Source organism: Polyangium fumosum, from assembly GCF_005144585.1.
In the GTDB taxonomy this organism is placed as follows: domain Bacteria; phylum Myxococcota_A; class Polyangia; order Polyangiales; family Polyangiaceae; genus Polyangium; species Polyangium fumosum.
In genome coordinates, this window is the sequence record NZ_SSMQ01000107.1 from 1 (window position 1) to 19252 (window position 19252).

The following is a 19252-nucleotide window of genomic DNA, read 5'->3' on the forward strand; positions in this document are numbered from 1 at the left end:
TAGCTCTTTGGTCCCGAGGGGGACGCCTCGCGTCCCCCTCTCGCCCGGGCAAAGCCCGGTCGATTCACCCCCCGAGGCGAGCTCGCTTCGCGATCTCGCAGAGCGCCGAACGGGTCGGCGCTCTAGCCATCTTCATCGAGAGCACGCAGGGAGGATTGTCAACGTGCCCGTTCGAACCGCTCATGCGACCGAGATCGGCGCAGAGGACGTCGCGCGCCGCATGCGCGCAGAGCTTTCGTCCGTCGAGCCCGTGGTGGTCCTTTATTTCGCCGGCGGCCCGCGGGATCCGCGCGCGCTCGCCGAGGCGATGCAGCGCGCGTTTCCCGGCGCGATCGTGGTCGGCTGCACGACGGCCGGCGAGCGCGAGGGGCGCGCGTGGCGCAAGGGCTCGGTCGTCGCGATGGCGCTCGGCGCAGAGATCGTGCGGGACGCGGCCGTCGCCGTGATCGAGGATCTGCGCGGGCGCGCCGACGTGAAGGCCGCGCTCGCGCCGCTCGAAGCACACGTCGGTCGCCCGCTCGCGCGCCTGGACCCCACGCGGCACGTGGGCCTCCTGCTCGTCGACGGGCTCAGCATGGCCGAGGATCGCCTGATGGATCGGCTCGGCGATCTCACGGACATCCCGATCCTCGGCGGCTCGGCCGGCGACGATCTCACCTTCGCCTCGACGTGGGTCGCGAAGGACGGCACCGCGTACACGAACGCGGCAGTCCTGCTCCTGCTCGAGCCCGCCGTGCCGTTCCGCGCGATCAAGACGCAGAGCTTCCGTCCGCTCGATCGCGCGCTCTGCGTGACGGCCTGCGACGAGGCCGCGCGGGTCGTGTATACGTTCGACGGCAAACCCGCGGCCGTCCGGTACGCCGAGGTGCTCGGGATCCCGATGAACGAGCTCGCAGGCCACTTCCAGCGCCACCCGCTCGGCCTGATGGTCGGCGACGAACCGTTCGTCCGGAGCCCCCAGCAGCTCCGCGGCGAGAGCGTGGTGTTTTACTGCGAGGTGCCCGAAGGCACGGTCCTCACGGTGCTCGAAGCGAGCGACATCGTGGAGGACACGCGCCGCGCGCTGACGGCGGCCCGCGAGGAGCTCGGCGGCGCGTCGGCGCTCGTCGGCTTCGACTGCGTCCTGCGCACGCTGGAGATCGAAGCCCGAGGCCTCCTCGATCCGTACGGCGCGATCTTCGAGGGCATCCCGACGGCCTTGTTCAGCACGTACGGCGAGCAGTTCGTCGGCCACGTCAACCAGACGGCCACGATGCTCCTCTTCGGCTGAGCGCCGCAGGGCTTCCGGCGCGCCCGTCGGGGCTCCATCTGTCCCCGCATGGCGTTCGCGGGGATCCTCTTCGACGTGGATGGCGTGCTCGTCGATTCGCCGCACGAGCGCGCCTGGCGAGAGACCTTGGACGAGCTCATGCGAGGCCCCTGGAAGGCGCTCGCCGCGCAGTCGCTGTACACGCCCGCGCGCTTCGACACGGCGGTCTACCAAAAGCTCGTCGCGGGCAAACCCCGCGAGGACGGGGCCCGCGCAGCGCTCGAGTACTTCGGGGTCCCCGACGCCGCAGTCCACGCCACGGAGTACGCAGCGGCGAAGCAAGCGAAGATCCTGGGCCTCATCCAGGAAGGCGCATTCCAGGCCTTCCCGGACGCGCTGCGCTTCGTGCTCGCCGTGCGCGACATGGGTTTGCCGATGGCAGTGGCCTCGTCGTCGAAGAACGCAAACGAGCTGCTCGCGCGGATCGTGGTGCCCGAGCCGATGCCGGGCCTCCGTCCAGATCCACTCGGCAAAGAGCCCGGCACGACGCTGGTCGACCTCTTCGACGCGAACGTCTGCGGCCGGACGTTCCCACGGGGCAAACCGTCCCCGGACATCTTCCTCGGGGCCGCAGCAGAGCTCGGCGTGCGGCCCGAGGCAGCACTCGTGGTGGAAGACGCGACGTCAGGCGTGCAGGCAGCGAAGGCCGGCGGGATGCAAGCGCTCGGGGTGGCGCGGCTCGGGGACGCCGAGCTTTTGCAGGCGGCGGGGGCGGACCTCGTGGTGGAGTCACTCGACGAGGTGGATCGAGACGCACTCGCGCGGGGGACACTCGCGCGCATCAGGAAGGCGGCGTGACCGGGGCTCTGCCCCGGACCCCGCGGGGGCTATCCGCCCCTCGACCCGGACCAGGCACGGCCTGGACCGAAGGTGGAAGAACTGCGCAATGCGCAGTTCTTCCAACGGGCCGGTGGCAAGACCATCGGGGTGGGTTTCAAGCGGCGGGCACGCTGCTCGTTGAACCTGCAGCACTGCGGCCTTGGTTGGCAGGGTCGCTTGTGGTCTTGACCCTGGCTGTTCGATGAACTGCGCGGAGCGCAGTTCATCGACCCCGAGTCCAGCGCTTGCGCTGGTCCGGGTCCCGGGGCGGACAGCCCCGGGTGGGGCCTGGGGCAAAGCCCCAGCGCAACGCCTCGGTCAGGACAGACCGCGGAGCATCAGGTTCCAGTACATCCAGGGCAGCCCGTACCGCTTGAGCAGGTACATGTCGTAGCGCTCCTTCATCGTGTCGATGACGGGGATCGATGGCGTGGGTTTGCCGGTGTAATCGAACTCGGCGAGCAGCATCGAGTCGTAGGACGTCACGAGGGGGCACGAGGCATAACCGTCGTATTTTGCCGTGGGCTCCTTGTCGTTCATGACGGCGAGCAGGTTCTCCACGAGGACCGGTGCTTCCTTGCGAATGGCTGCGCCCGTGCGCGAGGTCGGCAGCTCCGAGGCGTCGCCGAGCGCGAAGATGTTCGGGTACTCGGGGTTCTGCATCGTGTGCTTGTCGGCCTTGGCCCAGCCTTTGTTCGGTCCGTCTTTGTGCGCGATCGGGCTCCGCTTGATGAAATCGGGCGCGCTCTGCGGCGGCACGGCGTGCATCATGTCGTATCGAATCGTCTCTCGCGTGCCCGCCGGAGCCCCGACGACCGCGAAGACGGCCTCCTTCCGGTCTGGATGCACCTCGACCAGGTTGCGATCGAATTTCGTCTGGATGCCGTAACGCGCGACGACCTGCTCGAGCACGGCGCGGTACTCCGCGACGCCGAAGATCGCTTTTTGCCCCGAGCCGAGGATCACGCTCGACCGCTCGAGCACGCCCGTCTTGCGCCAGTGATCACAGGCGAGATATGCGATCTTCTGCGGCGCGCCTGCGCATTTGATCGGCCCCGTGGGGTGCGTGAAGAGCGCCGTCCCGCCGCCGCGGAAGGACTCGATGAGGCGCCACGTCTTCGGCGCGAGGCGGAAATCGTAATTGCTCGACACGCTCTCCGTCTTCAGCGCTTCCCGCAATCCGGGGACGGCGTCCCAATCGAGCTGGATGCCCGGGGCGACGACCAGGAAATCGTAGCCGATCCGCCCGCCCCCGCGGACGTGCACCGTTTGCGCCACCGGATCGATCTCCTCCGCGAAATCCTTGATCCAGCGGACCCCTTCGGGGATGTAGGCGGCCTCGTCGCGCTCCGATACGTCCGCGCTCACGATGCCGGCGCCGACCAGCGTCCAGAGAGGCTGGTAATAGTGTTTTTCGGAGGGCTCGATGATCGCGATGTTCTCCACGCCGGCGCGCGCGAGCCGCGCGGCCACGGAGATGCCGGCCGTGCCGCCGCCGATGACGACGACGCGCGCGCGCCCAAGCTCCGGAGTCGCGGCGGCCTCGGATCGCGGGAGGCTTGTTTTCGTGGACGGTGCGGGCGTGGTCGTGGCCATCTCGTTTCCTCATTCCAAGGGGGTTCGGTTCGTCCGGGACCCAAGCAAACAAGATGCCACCACGCGCTCCACGCGCCAGTGCTTCAGCGCGCGCGCGACGCGAAAAACCGTAGGCCCGGCACGCCCCAGCCCCGTTTCACGAATGTTTCACGACGTTTCAGGGTGCGTGATGCGCGGGAACGCCCGCAGCGGATGCACAACACGCGGGTGCCTGCGCGGGCCCCAGCATGGCTCGGATCGGCGGCGTCATCACCCAGGCCGCCGCCGCGACGAGCGCGAGCGCCCCGACGTTCCTCGCGAAACGACCGGAGACCCGCGCCGCCACGTTCGCCGACAGGGCTGCCGGCAGCATCAAGAGCGGCGCGCTCGCCGCGGCAAATACGAGCATCATGGCGGCGCCCAAAGGGCCCGAGCCCGCGGACGACGCGGCGACGACGCCCGCGAAGAGCGCTCCGCACGGAAAAAGCGCCGTCGCGAGGCCGAGCCCCACTCCGCGCCGCGGCACGTGCCGCGCGATTTTTTGAAAAAACTTCGCTTCCCGCGGCCCGCGTCCCAGCTTGATCCGTTGTTCGCTCGCCGTGGGCCGCATGAGCACGATCGCCCGAATCACGAGCGCCCCTGCCACCAGGATCGCCAGCACGAGCCGCACCACGTTCCCGGCCGAGCCCGCGGCGAACGGCGCGCCGAGCGCCCCCGCGCCCCCCCCGAGCGCCGCATAGCCGAGGGCCCGCCCACCCAGATATCCGAAGGCCCGCCGCGCGTCGAGGCGCCCTCCCCGGCTCGCACCGACCGCAGCGATCGGGCCACACATCGCCGCGCAATGCACGCCGCTCGTCGCGCCGATCGCGGCCGCCGTCCCGAGCGAGATCCACACGCTCATGGCGCACCTCCCTCCGATGTGCCGACCCCCGCGGTCGGCCCGACGAACGTCCCCTCCACCACCCGCTCGCCCTCGGGGCCCCGCACGCGAATTCGAATGGGCACGTTGCCCTTCAACGCGGCGCGTTTCGCCGTCACCGTGACCGGCAGCGAAATGCCTGCGAGGCCGCCGACCGTCGGCTCCCCCATCGGGACGACCCATGAAAGGCCCGGCTCGGGCTCGGGCTCCACCTCGAACGTGGCCGCGTCCGGCCGCTTGTTCACGAGGTGGATCGTGAATGCGTTCCGCACCTCGTCGCCGTCGAGCACGAACGGCATTCCGGGCACGCGGAGGAGATTCGCCTCGAACGTGGCGCGCGTCCGCGTCGCGACCGTCGCCGACACGAGGCCCACGAGGCCGAGCGCGAGGTAAAGCCACACGCGCGGCCGCAAGATGCGCGCCTTCCCGCCCGCGAGGCCCTTCAGCGAATCGTACCGCACGAGCCCACGGGGCCGCCCGAGCTTGTCCATGACCTCGTCGCAGGCGTCGATGCAGGACGTGCAGGCAATGCAATCGAGCTGCAGGCCGTTGCGAATGTCGATGCCCGTGGGGCAGACGGCGATGCAACGCTTGCAATCGACGCACGCGCCCGCCTCGGGATCCGAAGCCTTCCCACGCGGCTCGCCCCGCTTCTTGTCATACCCGACGACGAGCGAGTCCTGGTCGATCAGCACCGATTGCATGCGCCCGTAGGGGCAGAGGCCGATGCAGAGCTGCTCGCGGAAGCGTGCGAAGTTGCCATAAAACACGGCCGTGAGGGCCGCGGCCCAGGCGAAAGCCTCGGGGTGCTCGGCAGGCCGGCTCCTCATCATGGCGAAGAGCCGCGGCAAGCTCACGAAATACCCCACGAACACGTGCGCCACGAACGCCGCGAGGACCACGAACGCGACGTGTTTTCCCACCTTCCGGAGGCTCTTGTCGGCGTTCCAGGGCCCCTTGTCGCGGCGAATGCGCATATCGCGCGGGCCCTCGATGAGCCGCTCGACGGGGCGGAAGAGCCCTTCGAGGAACACGGTCTGCGGGCAAGCCCAGCCGCACCACACGCGGCCGAGGAGCGACGTCAAGAAGACCAGCAAGAACCCGACGCCCGTGAGGAGGAAAAACAGCAACCACAGGTCCTGTGCATTGAACGTCGCGCCGAACAGGAAAAATTGGCGGTGCTCGACGTCGAGCATGAGCGCGGGCCGGCCATCGATGCGCACCCAGGGCACGAGGGCCCAGGCCACGACGAGAAGCAGGAACACGGCCTTCCGGGCGCGAGCGAAGCGCCCGCGCACGTCGGCAGGCTGGACCCAGTTTCGCGAGCCGTCCGCGCGCAGGGAGCTTTGCATCTCCCCACCCTCGGACGACAGCACCGGCAAATGGACGCGTGACATTTACAGCTCCGGCGCGCCCTGAGGCGCCTTGCCCCCCGGGACGTTCGTACCTTTGATCGAGATCACGTAGGCGGCCGCGAGGCGGACGCGCTCTTCCCCGATGAGCGCGCCCCACGCGGGCATCCCGCCTTTCACGTAACCATCCTTGATCGTCGCGTACACCTGCATGGGCTTGCCGCCGTGCAGCCAGGCCCCATCCGTGAGGTTCGGGCCAATGCCGCCGCCGCCGTTCGCGGCGTGGCAGCTCACGCAGTTTTTCGTAAAAACCTCCTTCCCTTCGGACGCGGCGGCCGCGTTCTTCGCCATCGCCACGAGGTTCTCGTCGCTCGCCGCGCCCATGGCCTTGAGCTTCACGGCCTCCGCGGCCGCGGCCTTCGCCTGCTCGATCGCATACGCCTCGCGCGGCGAAGGCAGCGCCTTGAACGCCTCGTACCCCAGCCAGTACAGGGCGCTGAAGGCAATGGCGCCGTAAAGCGTCATCAGCCACCAGCGCGGCAGGTGGTTGTCGGCCTCCAGGATTCCATCGTATTCGTGAACGATCCCCTCCCCCGAGTCGGGCGGCGGGGCTTCTTTCGTCGTGACGTGTCGTTCAGTCGACATGGGTCACCTCCGTACGTTGATCGACGCGGCGCTGCCCGGCGTCGTCGTGCAGCGGCAGCGCGGCGATCTCGGCATAGGCCTCGGGGCGCTTCGAATAGGTGCGGATCACCCAGGCCGCGAAGACCACGAGGAACAGGAGCAGCGCGGAGAGCGGCAAGAGGAGCAGCGGGCTCTGCGCAATGGGAGCGAGGAATGCTTGTTTCACGGACCCCTCCTGCCTTTCAACGGGCCTCGTTGGTCATCGTCACGGGCACCGGCGCGGCCGGCGGCGGGGGCGGCGGCGGGTTCTTGCCGATGCGCTGGAGATATGCCGTGATCGCGACGAGCTCGCTCGACGGATTCGCGGCGATCCCCTGCGTCTCGAGGTCCCGCACGATCTCCGCGGCCTGCTTCTCTGCGTCGGCCGGCGCGCCTGCGATCTCGTCGGGCGTGTAGGGCACGCCCAGGCTGCGCATGGCGCGGAGCTTGTTCTCGATGCCCGCGAAATCGACGCGGCCGTGTTCGAGATGCGCGTACGAGGGCATGTTCGAGCCGGGCGAGATCGAGCGCGGATCGAGCATGTGCTGCCAGTGCCACGCATTCGGATACTTGCCGCCGAGCCGCGCGAGGTCCGGCCCCGTGCGCTTCGACCCCCACTGGAAGGGGTGATCCCAGCGAGAATCGTCGAGCGTCGAGACCTCGCCATACCGCGACGTCTCGAACCGGAACGGCCGGATCATCTGCGAATGGCAGGTATAGCAGCCCTCCCTGATGTACACGTCGCGGCCCTCGAGCTCGAGCGCGCGATACGGCGCGTTCGTCTTCTTCGCGACCTCGGCGTCCGTCTGCTGGAGGATGATCGACGGCACGATCTCCGCCACGCCGCCGACGAGCACCGCGAGAACGGTCAGCACCGTGAAGATCAGCGCGCGCCCCTCCAGGATCGCGTGCCATGTGGGCTTGTTGGGGCTCTTCATCAGCGTCAGGACGAAGATCCCCGTGAACCCGACGATCCCCGCGAGCAGGAGGAGACCCGCCGTCCCCACGGGGTTCGTGAAGGCAATGGCGAAGAGGAGCACGAGGCACACGGCCGCGATCACCACGGGCGGCCCGAAGACGATACGCTTCCAGTCGATCTCCTTCGTCGACTCGATTTCGACGACCACCTCGGCCTCGCCGTCCGTGGCCCTGCCGCTCTTCGCGGTCATGTAGAGGTTCCAGGCCATCATGACCATACCGGCGAGATACAGCGTCCCTCCGAAGAGGCGCATCCAGTACATCGGCCGGATCGCGAGGAGCGTCTCGACGAAGCTCGGATACATCAGGTTGCCCTGCGCATCCACGGCGCGCCACATCATGCCCTGCGTGATACCGCTGACCCACATCGCGATGATGTAGAGGAGGATGCCCACGGTGCCGATGTAGAAATGGATCTCCGCGGCGCGGCGCGAATGGAGCTTCGTGCCGAAAAGGCGGGGCACCATCCAGTAGAACATACCGGCAGCCATGAAGCCGTTCCAGCCGAGCGCGCCGCCGTGCACGTGGCCGACGATCCAGTCGGTGTAATGGGCGAGCGACGAGACGCTCTTGATCGAGAGCAGCGGGCCTTCGAACGTGGCCATCCCGTAGAACGTGACGCCGGCCGCGAAGAACTTGAGGACCGGATCCTCGCGCACCTTGCTCCACGCGCCGCGGAGCGTGAGCAGGCCATTGAGCATGCCGCCCCAGCTCGGCGCCCAGAGCATGAGGCTGAAGAGCATACCGAGCGTCTGCGCCCAGTCGGGCAACGCCGTGTTGAGCAGGTGATGCGGCCCGGCCCAGATGTACACGAAGACGAGGGCCCAGAAATGGATGATGCTGAGCCGGTAGCTGTAGACCGGTCGCTCGGCCGCCTTGGGGAGGAAGTAATACATGATCCCCAGGATCGGGGTGGTCAGGAAAAACGCGACCGCGTTGTGCCCATACCACCATTGCACGAGCGCGTCCTGGGCCCCGCCGAAGACCGAGTAACTCTTGAGGAGCGAGACGGGGATCGAGAGCGCATTGACGACGTGCAGGACCGCCACGGTGACGATCGTCGCGATGTAGAACCAGATCGCGACGTAGAGCTGTTTTTCGGCCCGCTTCGCCAGCGTCCAGAAGAAATTCACGGCGAAGACGATCCAGACGGCTGCAATCGCGAGATCGACCGGCCATTCGAGCTCGGCGTACTCCTTGGCCTGCGTGATGCCGAGCGGCAGCGTGACGGCCGCGGCGACGATGATCCCCTGCCAGCCCCAGAAATGGATGCGGCCGAGGAGCTTCGAGGCCAGCGTCGCCTTTACGAGGCGCTGCGTCGAGTAATACACGCCGGCGAACATCATGTTGCCGACGAACGCGAAGATGGCCGCGTTCGTGTGCAGCGGCCGAAGCCTGCCGTACGAGAGGATCGGCAGGACGTTCGCCTTGAAAAACGCGAGCTGCAAGGCAGCGAACGCGCCCGCGAGCATGGCCACGATCCCCCACGCGACCGAAGCGAAGACGAACCAGCGCGCGATCTGGTCGTCGTAGGTGATCGTCCGTGTCTGGACGTTCGCACGAGAAGGGCTCGCCGCCTCGATCGAGGGTTCAGCGAGTTTGGCCGAAGCCGACATGACGTTCCTCTCCTCTGGTATGAGGTCTGGTCTTCTCGTCCTCGATCGGCAGGAGTGCGAGCCGATCGGCGTGCTCATCGTCGCGCTGGCGTGCGCTGTAGGCGAAGAGCAATATCGAGCCCAGGACGAGCAGGAAGCTCACGAAGATCTGTAGGTATATCGCATCCATGGTCAAGCCGTCCGGAGGCGCGCCTCCGGCGGAGGTAATGAACAGGCCGCGGGCTTCGCGACCTCTGCCTTTTCACCAAGCAAAAACAGGACCGCGAGGATGGTGCTGAGCGACGAGAGCGGCATCAGCACCGCGCAGAGCAGCGGAGTCATGAACCCCGCGCACGAGAGGCCCACGGTCACGACGTTGTAAGCGAGCGCGACCGTAAGCGTCATTCCGAGCACGCGGCGCAAACGTTGCGCCGAGGCGAGCGCAATGCGCACAGGCGCGAGGCCCGGCGTGACGAAATAAAAGTCGGTCCGGGCCGCGAGGAAGGGTCGATCGATGGCGGGCGTGCCGCTCACCGTGGCCTCGGTCGCGACGAGTGCGTCATTGATGCCGTCGCCGAGGAAGAGGAGATCCCCGCGGTCGTGCTCGCGCACCCATTGCGCCTTCGCCTCGGCGCTCTTGCTGCCGACGGTTTTTGCAGGCGCGATGCCGCACGCCGCGGCGACGCGCAGGGCGCGCTCGTCGAGATCGCCGCTCAGAATGCCGACATCGTAGCCCATGGCGCGGAGCGCGCGGATTTCGGCGGCCGCGTCGGGGCGGAGACCCTCGACGGTGTGGAACGCGGCCAAGATCCGCCCATTCACGCCGAACGCCACGTCGGCGTCGCCTTCCTGCGCGGCCGGGTCGATCCACGCGCTCGCGCCGAGCCGATAAAGATGACCGTTGTATTCGGCCTCGACCCCGCGGCCCGTGACCTCCCGCGTGTCGAGCGCGGCGACGAACCCATCCGTGCCGAGAGCCTGCGCAAGCGCGGCGCTCTTCGGGTGCGTGCTGCGCGCCGCGAGGTTCTTGAGGATTCGTTTTTCCTCGAGCGAAAGCCCGGCGGCCGGAGCCGTGTCCTCGATCCGGAGCTTTCCGGTGGTCAACGTGCCCGTCTTGTCGAAGACGACTGTACGAACGAGCGCGGCGCGATCGAGAAAACTCCCCGATCGTACGAAAAGGCCGGCCCGGCGGAGCCTCGCGCCCACGAGCTCGTACGCGAGCGGCGTGGCGATCCCGAAGGCGCAGGGGCACGTGACGATCAAAACGGCGGTCACGCGTTCGAGCGCGGCGCGCGCGTCGTGCGTGGCGAAATACCCGATGCCGAGCGCGAGCGCCGCAATCACGAGCACGGCCGCGACGTACACCCGCGCGAACGTGCGCCAGAAAGCCGCACCGCGCTCGTCTTTGCCGCCGCCGGGCGCGGCGCGGAGCAGATCGACGAGGCTGCCGGCGGCGAAATCGGTGTCGGCGCGCAAAGTCAGAGCGCGCGCTCCTGAAAGAAATGCGCCGGCGGGGACGATCGCGCCGGGAGGGAACACGCGCGGCGTGCTCTCGCCGTTCACCCAGTCGAGGGAAAACGATGCGTCGTCCTGACCAAGCATCACCGCCGGGACCGGGACGACGTCGCCGGGCGCGAGTACGAGCGTATCGCCGTTTCGGATCTCCACGGCGCGCCGCAATACCACCGTGTCGCCTTCGAGCCTGCGCGTATAAAGGCCCTCCGCGCCGTCGCTTTGAAGCAGGCGCTTCTGGTTGCGCTCGATGAGGTGCATCTGGAGGAAGCGGCCGATGAGCATGAGGGCGACGAACACAGTGAGCGTGTCGAAATACGTCGTGAGCCCGTGCGCGAGCCACCCCCACGTGGAGGACGCATACGCCAGGAGAATGCCGAGCGCGATCGGCAAATCGAGGTGCAACACGCCGCGACGCAGGCCCGCAAGGGCCGTCTTCCCGAAATACGACCCACCAATGAGCACGCTCGCCGTGGCGAGCCCGAACGAGAGCGCGAGGAAGAGCCGGTGGAGCGGCCCCTCCGAGAGGCCCGCATACACGCTGATCGCCAGGATCATCCCATTCATCGCGAGCGCGACGGCGATCCCCATCCGCAGGAGCAGCCCATTCGAGGGACTCTCCTCGCTCTTCAGCTTCGGCCCCAAGAGATACCCGCACGACTCGACCCGCGAGACGAACTGACGCAGGGGAAACGCGCTCGAAATCGCGAGGCGGATGCGGCCGAGGGCGGGGTTCACGACGATGCCCGCGCCGCCGTTCTCGCGGCGGAAGAGCTGCTCGATGAGCCACACGCACGCCGCACATGACAACCCCTGGACGTCGAGATCGACGCGATGCAGTCCTTCGGCGCGGGCGAGCTCCGCCTCCAGCGGCTCGAGCCATTTCCGGTCCCGGCCCGCGGCCGCTGCCGTGACAGCCTCACCTTTCTCGCCGCGCAACGTGTAATACCGCTCGAGGCGCTCCTCGCGGAGCAGGTCGTGGACGACGCGACAACCCGCGCAACAAAACCCCTCCTCGGCAACCGCGGGCAGCGGTCCGCCGCAATGAAGGCAATTTTGGTTGTGGGATTCTGGAACCATGGCCGGCACCGTCAGCAACTTACGTACCAGGTCCACTATGGGCGGATTCGTCTCCAGCCGCGCGGCATTCGGCGCAACGCCTGCGGATCGGCGCAAAGACTGCACTTCGCGTCCCGAGGTACGGGGCGCGTGGTGAATTTGGATGCTATCTTGCGGCGGGACGACCGGAGAATGATCCGGCCGAGGGACGCATGATCACGCCGAGGGCGAGCGCGGCCACGACGAGGAGAAGCGGCAGCGGGAGCTGCTTGCTGAGCATGAAAAGCCCCATGGCCACGACGAGCCACGCGAAAATGCGGCGCAGCGCGTCGGCGGATACATGCTTGCCCAGGAGCGCGCCCGCCACGCTGCCGAATGCGGCGAACGAGGCGACGACGGCGACGAGCCCGGGGTCGAGCGCGGCGTGCGCCACGTGCCCGGCGAATCCGGCGAAGGATTGGAGCGTGATGACGAGCAGCGAGGTCGCGACGGCCTCGCGCATGGCGAGCCCGCCGAACAGCACGAGCACAGGGACGATGAGAAACCCACCGCCCGCGCCGACGAGGCCCGAAAACCCCCCCACGGCCGCGCCGAGCAAAAGGGCGCGCTCCACGCGGACGTCGCGCCGCTCCGCCGACGCCTCGCCGCGCCCGCGCAGCATGACGACGGCGGTCACCACCATCGTCGCGCCAAACGTGACGAGGAGGACCACCTCGGGGACGAGATGCGCGAGCCGCCCGCCCACGAATGCCCCGCCCATCGCCGCGCCGCCGAACAGCGCGCCGAAACGATAACGGACGTGGCCGCGCCGCGCGTGGAAGGCGAGGCTCACGAGCGCGGTCACGCCTACCACGAAGAGCGACGTGGCAATGGCGGCCCGCGGCTCGACGTCGAGCACGTACACGAGCATGGGCAACATGAGAATGGCGCCGCCGCCGCCGAGCATGCCGAGGACGACACCAATCACGAGCGAGAGCGCAGCGCCGAGGGCGAGCATTACCTCTCCCTCAGCGCTCGACGGGCAGGCCCGCCTCGTTCCAGGCGATCATGCCTCCGGTCATGTTCATGATACGGCAGAACCCCGCGGCCGAGAGGCTCGCCGCGGCCTGCGCCGAGCGGCGACCGGAGCGGCAAACGAGAATGAGGGGTTCGTCTTTGCGAAGGCCCGCCGCGTCGAGCCGCGCGAGCGGGACGTTCTCGACCCCGACCACATGGCCGAGCTCGCCGCGGAGCTCGTCCGGGTCGCGGATGTCGATCACCCGCGACCCGGGGATCGCCGCGGCGACGTCCCTCGGCGTGACGTCACGATAACCGGCAGGGTTCGGGGTGGACCTCTCGAACAGCGTGTACATGGGGCACTCTCCTCGCTTCCGAGGACTGCAAGGGAGGTGCCACACACCGTTACAGGTGGATCCCGCGCAAATGCTTCTATTTTTCAGGGTAGGAGCACGCCGCTTGAAACATCGTGAAACACGCTGAGGCGCATGTTGCAACGTCGTTCAGGCCGTCCCGACGAGGTTGAGTTCACGGATCCTCCGCCACAAGGTGACGCGGCTCATGCCGAGGATCTGCGCGGCGCGCTGGCGATTGCCTCCGGTGCGATCGAGCACCTCCAGGATCCGGCGCGCCTCGGGGTTCGCGTGCTCGGCGCTCACCTCGGGCGTCGGGGAGGGCACGACCTGCTCGGCGCCGAAGAGGTTCGGATCGACGAGCTCGGGCGGCAAATCCGCGGCCACGAGCGTCGAGCCGTCCCCCATCGCATACGCATACGCGAGCACGTTCTTCAGTTCGCGCACGTTGCCCGGCCACGCATATCGCCGGAGAATGGTCATGGCCGCGGGGGCGACCCGCTCGATCCGCCGCCGGCTGGCCTCGTTTCGTTGCTCCATGAACTTCTCGACGAGGAGCGGGATGTCGTCGGGCCTCTCGCGCAAGGAGGGAATGAAGACCGGAATGACCCGCAATCGGTACATGAGATCGGCGCGGAATCGGCCCGCCTCGACCTCTTTGCGCAAGCTGCGGTGTGTGGCCGAGACGAACCGCACGTCGACGGGAATCGGCTCACGCGCGCCTACGGGGATGACGGTGCGCGTCTCGACCACGCGGAGGAGCTTCGCCTGGAGCTCGAGCGGCATCTCCGCGACCTCGTCGAGGAACAACGTGCCGCGATGGGCGAGCTGCACGTGCCCGGGCGTGTCGCGGACCGCGCCGGTGAAGGCGCCGCGCGCGTGCCCGAAGAGCTCGCTCTCGAGCAAATGGGAAGGCAATGCCGCGCAATTGATAGCTCGAAACGGTCCCTTGCGCCGCCCCGAGAGCTCATGAATGGCGCTCGCCACGAGTTCCTTGCCCGAGCCCGTCTCGCCACGCACGAGCACGGTCACGTCGTCGCCCGCGACGCGCTCGAGCACGCGAAACATCGCTTTCATCGCCGGATCCTGCGTCCACATGCCGTGAAACAGGACCTCGCCCTCCTTGAAGGACTCGCCGGCGTCGTCGAGCAAGAGCAGCGTGCCCACCCGCGCGCGCCCCCGGGTCACGGGGAGCGAGCGCACGCGCACGAGGCGCCTGCCGGGCCCGCGCGGCGGGAGAACGGCCTGCACGGGCCTCCCCTCCGCAAGCGCCTCGGCCACGGGGCGCTTCTCGTTCTCGCCGCACAGGAGCTTGGGCGCGGACGCGTGGGGCGGGATGTCGACGCCGAGCAGCTCCGCCGCCGCGGGCGTGGAGAGGACGATCCGGAGATCCTCGTCGAGCACGAGCGCCGCCCCCGAGGCAGCCTCGAGGGCGCCGACGATCACGGCCTCCGTCGATGTAGCGGGAGGTTTGCGGGGCACGCCCGCAACGTATCATGTTGCAACGAGTGTTTCAGCTCGCTCGCGCGTCCCTCCGCGTGCCGTCGTCGTCCACGGGCTTGCGCAGGTTCAGCGGGATGCGGAGGTACCGGACGCCATTTTCATGCTCGGCGGGCAGGCGCCCGGCGTCGATGTTCACCTGCACGCTCTGCCAGAGGAGCCGCGGCGCCGCGAGCGTCGCGTCCCGCGCATCGCGCAGCGCCACGAAATCCGTGCGCGTGGTCTCGGCGCGGAGCTGCACGTTCTCCCGCTTGGACCTGCCGATCGTGGTCTCGGCGCGCATCGGGCGGCCGCCGGGCTGGTAGTCGTGGCCCACGAAGATACGCGTCTCGTCGGGCAGGGCGTAGAGTTTGTCGTGAACCGACGTATACAGTGCGTCGGCCGAGCCCTTCGGAAAATCGCAGCGCCCCGTGCCGTAATCCTCGATGAAAAGGGCATCCCCGGTGAAGACCGCGTCGCCGATGTGGTAGGACACGCAGCCGGGCGTGTGGCCAGGCGTGGCGATCGTCTCGATGTGCAGCGTGCCTGCTTCGATGACCTGACCGTCCTCGAGGAGCACGTCGAACTGGCTGCCATCCGTGCGGAATGTCGCGGGCATGTCGAACACGGTCTTGAAGACCTTCTGGACCTCCCGGATCCCCTCGCCGATGGCCATGCGCCCGCCGAAGCGCTTCTTGAGCCAGGGCGCGGCCGTCAAATGGTCGGCGTGGGCGTGCGTTTCGAGGGACCAATGCAGCGTGAGGCCGTTCTTTTCGAGGAACGCCGCGACCTGCTCGACCGAACCCGTGCTGACCGCGGAGGACATGGGTTCGTAATCGAGCACCGAGTCGATGACGACGGCGTCCTTTGAATCGGGATCGTACACCACGTAGGTCAGCGTGAAGGTGGCGGGATCGAAGAAGGGCTCGACGTGGAACATCACGCCGCGCAGTAAAAGCAAGGAGCGGGCCAACACATGCAGCGCGGGAGGCAGGCCGGGAAGCAGCGGGCCGGCGGGGCATGTTTCACGCCGTGAAACACGCCCCCCCCACGACTGCGCGCGTGGTGTGCAAAAATCCTGTTTTCCGCGTGGCGCGCAAGTATCATCCGCCACTTCCGACCGGGACACCCTGGCGCCCGGACGAGCCCCTGGAGGAATGTTTGATGGCCCCCACTCGACCCGTCCCTCTCGAAGAGGTCTCCATCACGAACGAAGTCGACCTGCAAAAGCTGGCCATGGACGTGTCCATGGAGGGGCTGTCCATCCTCGCGGGCGACACCTATTGGTACATGAACCGCGCCCACGGCATGGTGTTAGGCTACGAGCCCGAGGAGTTGATCGGCAAGACATGGCGTATGCTCTACGACGACGCCGAGAGGACACGTATCGAACGAGAGTTCTTTCCCATCTTGGGAGAACACGGCAGATGGTCGGGCGAGGTCCGGGGGCTACATCGCGCCGGCCATTCGGTGGACCTGGAGATCTCGCTCACGAGATTGCCCGCGAACCCGCTCATGCCGAGCGGGGGCCTGATTTGCACATGCCGTGACATCGTCGCGCGCAAGCAGGCCGAGCAGATCCTTCGACGCACCCTGGAAGATCAGATACGCACGAACGAGGAGCGCGAAGGCGCCATTCGAGCGCTGGAGGCCACGCAACGCGAGCTCATGGAGAAGATCGCGACCATCGAGCGGCAACGCAGCGCCCTGCGCGACATGAGCGTGCCCATCCTCGAGTTGTGGGACGGCGTCCTCACGCTGCCCATCGTGGGGATCATCGATAGCCAGCGGGCGGCGGACATGACGGATCGGCTGCTCGGTCGTATCGGCGAGCGGCGCACGCGCGGGGTCATCATCGATTTGACGGGCGTCGACGTCGTCGACACGATGACCGCCGCGCATATCGTCAAACTCAGCCAGGCGGCCTCGTTGCTCGGCTCCTTTTGCGTGCTCACGGGCATCGGGCCCCAGGTCGCGCAGACGCTGACGCTCATGGGGGTCGATCTGGGCGGCCTGACCACCGCGCGGAGCCTGCGCGACGGCCTGCGCATCTGCCTCGCGCGGATCGGGCGCGCCTGATTACACGGCGGCCGCGACGCGACAGCGATAATAAAGCTGCCGCTCGGCCTGCTCCTCCGCCGAGAAGCTCACCACCTCCGTGTCGAGGATCTCGAACCCCGCCTCCCGCAGGACGACCTCCAGCGCTTCTTGCGGATACGCGCTCACGTGGACGGCATGGCCGAGGAAGGGCAGCGCTAAAAAGTCGAAATCCCCCTCCACCATCGAAAGCACGAGGTAGCCGCCCGGCCGCAGGGCGCGGGCGATCTTGCGCAGCGCGGCAGGAATGTCGGACTTCCGCAGCATGAGCAGCGAAAAGAAGGCCGCGATCCCGCCGAACGCGCCGGGCTCGGACGAAAAGGTCATCATGTCCGCCTGCTCGAAGGTCGCGCCCGGGGCATTCTGCCGCGCGAGGCGCAGCATCTCCTTCGAAACGTCGATGCCATGCACGGAGAACCCCACCTCCGCGAGCAGCTTCGCCGTGGGGACTCCGCTGCCGCACCCCACATCGAGCACCCGATCGCCCGGGGCGAGGCGCTCGGCGAGCCACCGCGTGGCCTCCACCTGCGCGCGCTTGTCCGCGAATACCTCGTCGTATTTCTCGCCGATGGCGTCGAAGGCCGCGGCCTGCTCGGTGATCTCGTCCTTGCTCATGGTTCCTCGGGCAGGCTCGCTACCACGGCCGCGCGCGCGTCGGAAGCGTGGTGCCCCGCCGCGATGCATCACAACAAAATTTCGACGCCACTCCACGTCGCTCGCGCGTCGACGTGGACCGCCCAGGCTGATACGGTCGATCGTTGGCGGAGGTGGGGAACCGTGGCGACGGAACAAGCCGAGCATCCCTTCGAAGCATTCTTCCGTACGTATCCAGGCGCATTCGTGATCGTGAGCCCTGGGGGCGAGGTGATTGCGATGAACGCCGCTGCCCGCGCGCTCGCGGGCGAAAAGCTCGCGCCGGGGGTGCGCGTCGCGGAGCACGCGCACCCGGACGACGCGCTCGCCCTCACGCAGGCCCTCGGGCTCGTCAAGGACGACGGCGCGCCCGCGCGTTTCATGTGCCGCGCGCGACAACCCAACGGCGGCATGCTGGCTCTCACGTGGCAAATCTGGCGCGCGCCGGGGCGGCCCGAAATCTTCGCCACGCTCTCGCTCGCCGACAGCGCACACGCGCACGTGCGCGTGGCGGAGACGGCCCCGGAAAAACCCCTCTCCGAGCGCGTGCTCCGCGCCCTGCTCGATCACCTCGACATCATCGCGTGGGTCACGGACAAGGACGGCATTTACACGTTCTACGACGGCAAGGCGCTCGCGGCGTTCGGGGCCTCGCCGGGGCAGCTCCTCGGGCAAAGCGTGTTCGACGTCTTCGGCGACCACATCAGCCCGCCCATGCGCGCGGCGCTCGACGGCACGCCGGGGCGCGAATCCGTGCACATCGTCGGCTCCCACTGGGACAATGTCTACTTGCCCATCCACGACGCCGGGAATGGATTCGCGGGCGTGATCGGCATCTCGCAGAACATGAACGAGGGCCAGCGCATCCGGGAGGAGCTCGAAGCGCGGCTCGCCCTCATCGAGCGCCAGGAGGCGGTGATCCGCGACCTCGAGACGCCGATCATCCAGGTCTGGGAGAACGTGCTCACCTTGCCCATGATCGGCGTCGTGGACAGCCGCCGCGCCGCGCGGGTCATGGATGACCTGCTCGGCGCCGTTTCCCGCGCCTCCGCTCGTTTCGCCATTCTCGATCTGACCGGCGTGGAGGTCGTGGACACGGCCACGGCGTATCACCTCGTGCAGATGGTCCACGCCATTCGTTTGCTCGGCGCCGAAGGCATTCTCACGGGCATCCGGCCCACCGTGGCCCAGACCCTCGTCTCGCTCGGCGTGGACCTGTCCGGCATTCCCACCCATGGGACCTTGCGGCACGGCCTCGCCTTCTGCATCCGACGCCTGGAAACCCGAACACGGAGGCCTGCGCTTTGACGCGCCCTCGGCACATCCTCGTCTCCCTCGTGGGCCTCCTCGGCGCCCCTGCCCGCGCGCGAGGCGAAGAAGCCCCGCCCCCGCCTTCGCAGGAGCCTGCTCCACGCGGGGAGCTCTTCGTCGCCGTCTCCTCGGCCGTCGGCACGACCGATTGGCGCACCGACGTCACGGGGTATGGCGGCTTCGCGGTCGGCCTGCGGCTCTTCGGCGTGGTGACTCCGTTCGCCGAGGGGCGCCTCGGGTATGGCACCGTCGATCAGCGCTTGCTCACGTTTTTATCCCTCGGCATCCGGGCGGGGTGGCAAGCGACGCCCCTCGTCTATCCGCGGGCCCACGTGGGGTTCGTCCACCAACACGAGGAATCGATGGCCTCGGTCGCCGAAGAGCCGGCCGGCGCGGTGCTCGGCATTGGCCCCGGCATTCGTCACCGGGCCGGCGTGCAATTCGGCCTCGGCTGTGACTTCACGTTGCTCCGCCGAACGAAGTTCACGCTGGCCCTCGGCCCCGAGCTCGTGGGCGCCTACCTCGGGTATTCGAGCGGGCCGAACTGGTATGGGTTCGTGGGCGCGAATCTCGGCGCCCACTTCGCCTTGTTCTGAGGATTC

The 19252-nt window shown here is 68.0% G+C and carries 18 protein-coding genes; 6 read left to right on the forward strand and 12 right to left on the reverse strand.

Translation table 11 applies throughout. The features are described from left to right. Positions 1–163: 163 nt before the first annotated feature. Positions 164–1270: an FIST signal transduction protein gene (locus tag E8A74_RS48120; protein WP_136935929.1), complete on the forward strand. Its 1107-nt coding sequence runs from the start codon at positions 164–166 to the stop codon at positions 1268–1270. Between the two features lie 48 nt (positions 1271–1318). Beyond that, positions 1319–2107: an HAD family hydrolase gene (locus E8A74_RS48125; protein WP_136935930.1), complete on the forward strand. Its 789-nt coding sequence runs from the start codon at positions 1319–1321 to the stop codon at positions 2105–2107. 339 nt (positions 2108–2446) lie between these two features. Here the strand turns inward: E8A74_RS48125 and E8A74_RS48130 are convergent, their stop codons facing one another. The 6 genes from E8A74_RS48130 to ccoN all read right to left on the reverse strand — a co-directional run bounded on the left by E8A74_RS48130 (position 2447) and on the right by ccoN (position 9231). After that, positions 2447–3724: an NAD(P)/FAD-dependent oxidoreductase gene (locus tag E8A74_RS48130; RefSeq protein WP_136935931.1), complete on the reverse strand. Its 1278-nt coding sequence runs from the start codon at positions 3722–3724 to the stop codon at positions 2447–2449. A gap of 157 nt (positions 3725–3881) precedes the next feature. Beyond that, complete coding sequence (locus tag E8A74_RS48135; protein ID WP_136935932.1) at positions 3882–4604, reverse strand: sulfite exporter TauE/SafE family protein; 723 nt, start codon at positions 4602–4604, stop codon at positions 3882–3884. Continuing rightward, positions 4601–5974 (reverse strand): cytochrome c oxidase accessory protein CcoG, encoded by a 1374-nt coding sequence (ccoG, locus tag E8A74_RS48140; protein WP_136935933.1) that lies wholly within the window; start codon positions 5972–5974, stop codon positions 4601–4603. The genes E8A74_RS48135 and ccoG overlap by 4 nt, the downstream gene beginning before the upstream one ends. Positions 5975–6019: 45 nt before the next feature. Further along, positions 6020–6619 carry a cbb3-type cytochrome c oxidase N-terminal domain-containing protein gene (locus tag E8A74_RS48145; RefSeq protein WP_136935934.1) on the reverse strand — a complete coding sequence of 200 codons (600 nt, stop codon included), beginning with the start codon at positions 6617–6619 and terminating at the stop codon, positions 6020–6022. Next, positions 6609–6824 (reverse strand): hypothetical protein, encoded by a 216-nt coding sequence (locus E8A74_RS48150; RefSeq protein ID WP_136935935.1) that lies wholly within the window; start codon positions 6822–6824, stop codon positions 6609–6611. The genes E8A74_RS48145 and E8A74_RS48150 overlap by 11 nt, the downstream gene beginning before the upstream one ends. 16 nt (positions 6825–6840) lie before the next feature. Beyond that, positions 6841–9231 carry a cytochrome-c oxidase, cbb3-type subunit I gene (ccoN, locus tag E8A74_RS48155; RefSeq protein WP_136935936.1) on the reverse strand — a complete coding sequence of 797 codons (2391 nt, stop codon included), beginning with the start codon at positions 9229–9231 and terminating at the stop codon, positions 6841–6843. Between the two features lie 19 nt (positions 9232–9250). Between ccoN and E8A74_RS55780 the strand changes: the two genes are divergently transcribed. After that, positions 9251–9385: a hypothetical protein gene (locus tag E8A74_RS55780; protein WP_269749945.1), complete on the forward strand. Its 135-nt coding sequence runs from the start codon at positions 9251–9253 to the stop codon at positions 9383–9385. A 17-nt stretch (positions 9386–9402) separates the two neighbouring features. On the opposite strand, the gene E8A74_RS48165 is transcribed toward E8A74_RS55780, so the two are convergent. The 5 genes from E8A74_RS48165 to E8A74_RS48185 all read right to left on the reverse strand — a co-directional run bounded on the left by E8A74_RS48165 (position 9403) and on the right by E8A74_RS48185 (position 15549). Beyond that, complete coding sequence (locus E8A74_RS48165) at positions 9403–11802, reverse strand: heavy metal translocating P-type ATPase (RefSeq protein WP_136935938.1); 2400 nt, start codon at positions 11800–11802, stop codon at positions 9403–9405. A gap of 145 nt (positions 11803–11947) precedes the next feature. Continuing rightward, positions 11948–12778, reverse strand: coding sequence for a sulfite exporter TauE/SafE family protein (locus E8A74_RS48170; protein ID WP_136935939.1), 831 nt, complete (start codon positions 12776–12778; stop codon positions 11948–11950). Between the two features lie 10 nt (positions 12779–12788). Then, positions 12789–13133, reverse strand: coding sequence for a rhodanese-like domain-containing protein (locus E8A74_RS48175; protein WP_136935940.1), 345 nt, complete (start codon positions 13131–13133; stop codon positions 12789–12791). Between the two features lie 147 nt (positions 13134–13280). After that, complete coding sequence (locus E8A74_RS48180; RefSeq protein ID WP_211365629.1) at positions 13281–14612, reverse strand: sigma-54 interaction domain-containing protein; 1332 nt, start codon at positions 14610–14612, stop codon at positions 13281–13283. Positions 14613–14643: 31 nt separating this feature from the next. Further along, complete coding sequence (locus E8A74_RS48185; protein ID WP_136935950.1) at positions 14644–15549, reverse strand: MBL fold metallo-hydrolase; 906 nt, start codon at positions 15547–15549, stop codon at positions 14644–14646. Between the two features lie 224 nt (positions 15550–15773). On the opposite strand from E8A74_RS48185, the gene E8A74_RS55310 reads away from it, so the two are divergent. After that, positions 15774–16688, forward strand: coding sequence for an STAS domain-containing protein (locus E8A74_RS55310; RefSeq protein WP_232380076.1), 915 nt, complete (start codon positions 15774–15776; stop codon positions 16686–16688). Here E8A74_RS55310 and E8A74_RS48195 read toward each other — a convergent pair whose 3' ends face one another. Next, positions 16689–17321, reverse strand: a complete 633-nt coding sequence (locus tag E8A74_RS48195) for a class I SAM-dependent DNA methyltransferase (RefSeq protein WP_136935942.1) — start codon at positions 17319–17321, stop codon at positions 16689–16691. 162 nt (positions 17322–17483) lie between these two features. On the opposite strand from E8A74_RS48195, the gene E8A74_RS48200 reads away from it, so the two are divergent. Both E8A74_RS48200 and E8A74_RS48205 read left to right on the forward strand, forming a co-directional pair. Then, positions 17484–18647 carry an STAS domain-containing protein gene (locus E8A74_RS48200; RefSeq protein WP_170229940.1) on the forward strand — a complete coding sequence of 388 codons (1164 nt, stop codon included), beginning with the start codon at positions 17484–17486 and terminating at the stop codon, positions 18645–18647. After that, positions 18644–19246: a hypothetical protein gene (locus E8A74_RS48205; protein WP_136935944.1), complete on the forward strand. Its 603-nt coding sequence runs from the start codon at positions 18644–18646 to the stop codon at positions 19244–19246. The genes E8A74_RS48200 and E8A74_RS48205 overlap by 4 nt, the downstream gene beginning before the upstream one ends. Positions 19247–19252: the final 6 nt, after the last annotated feature.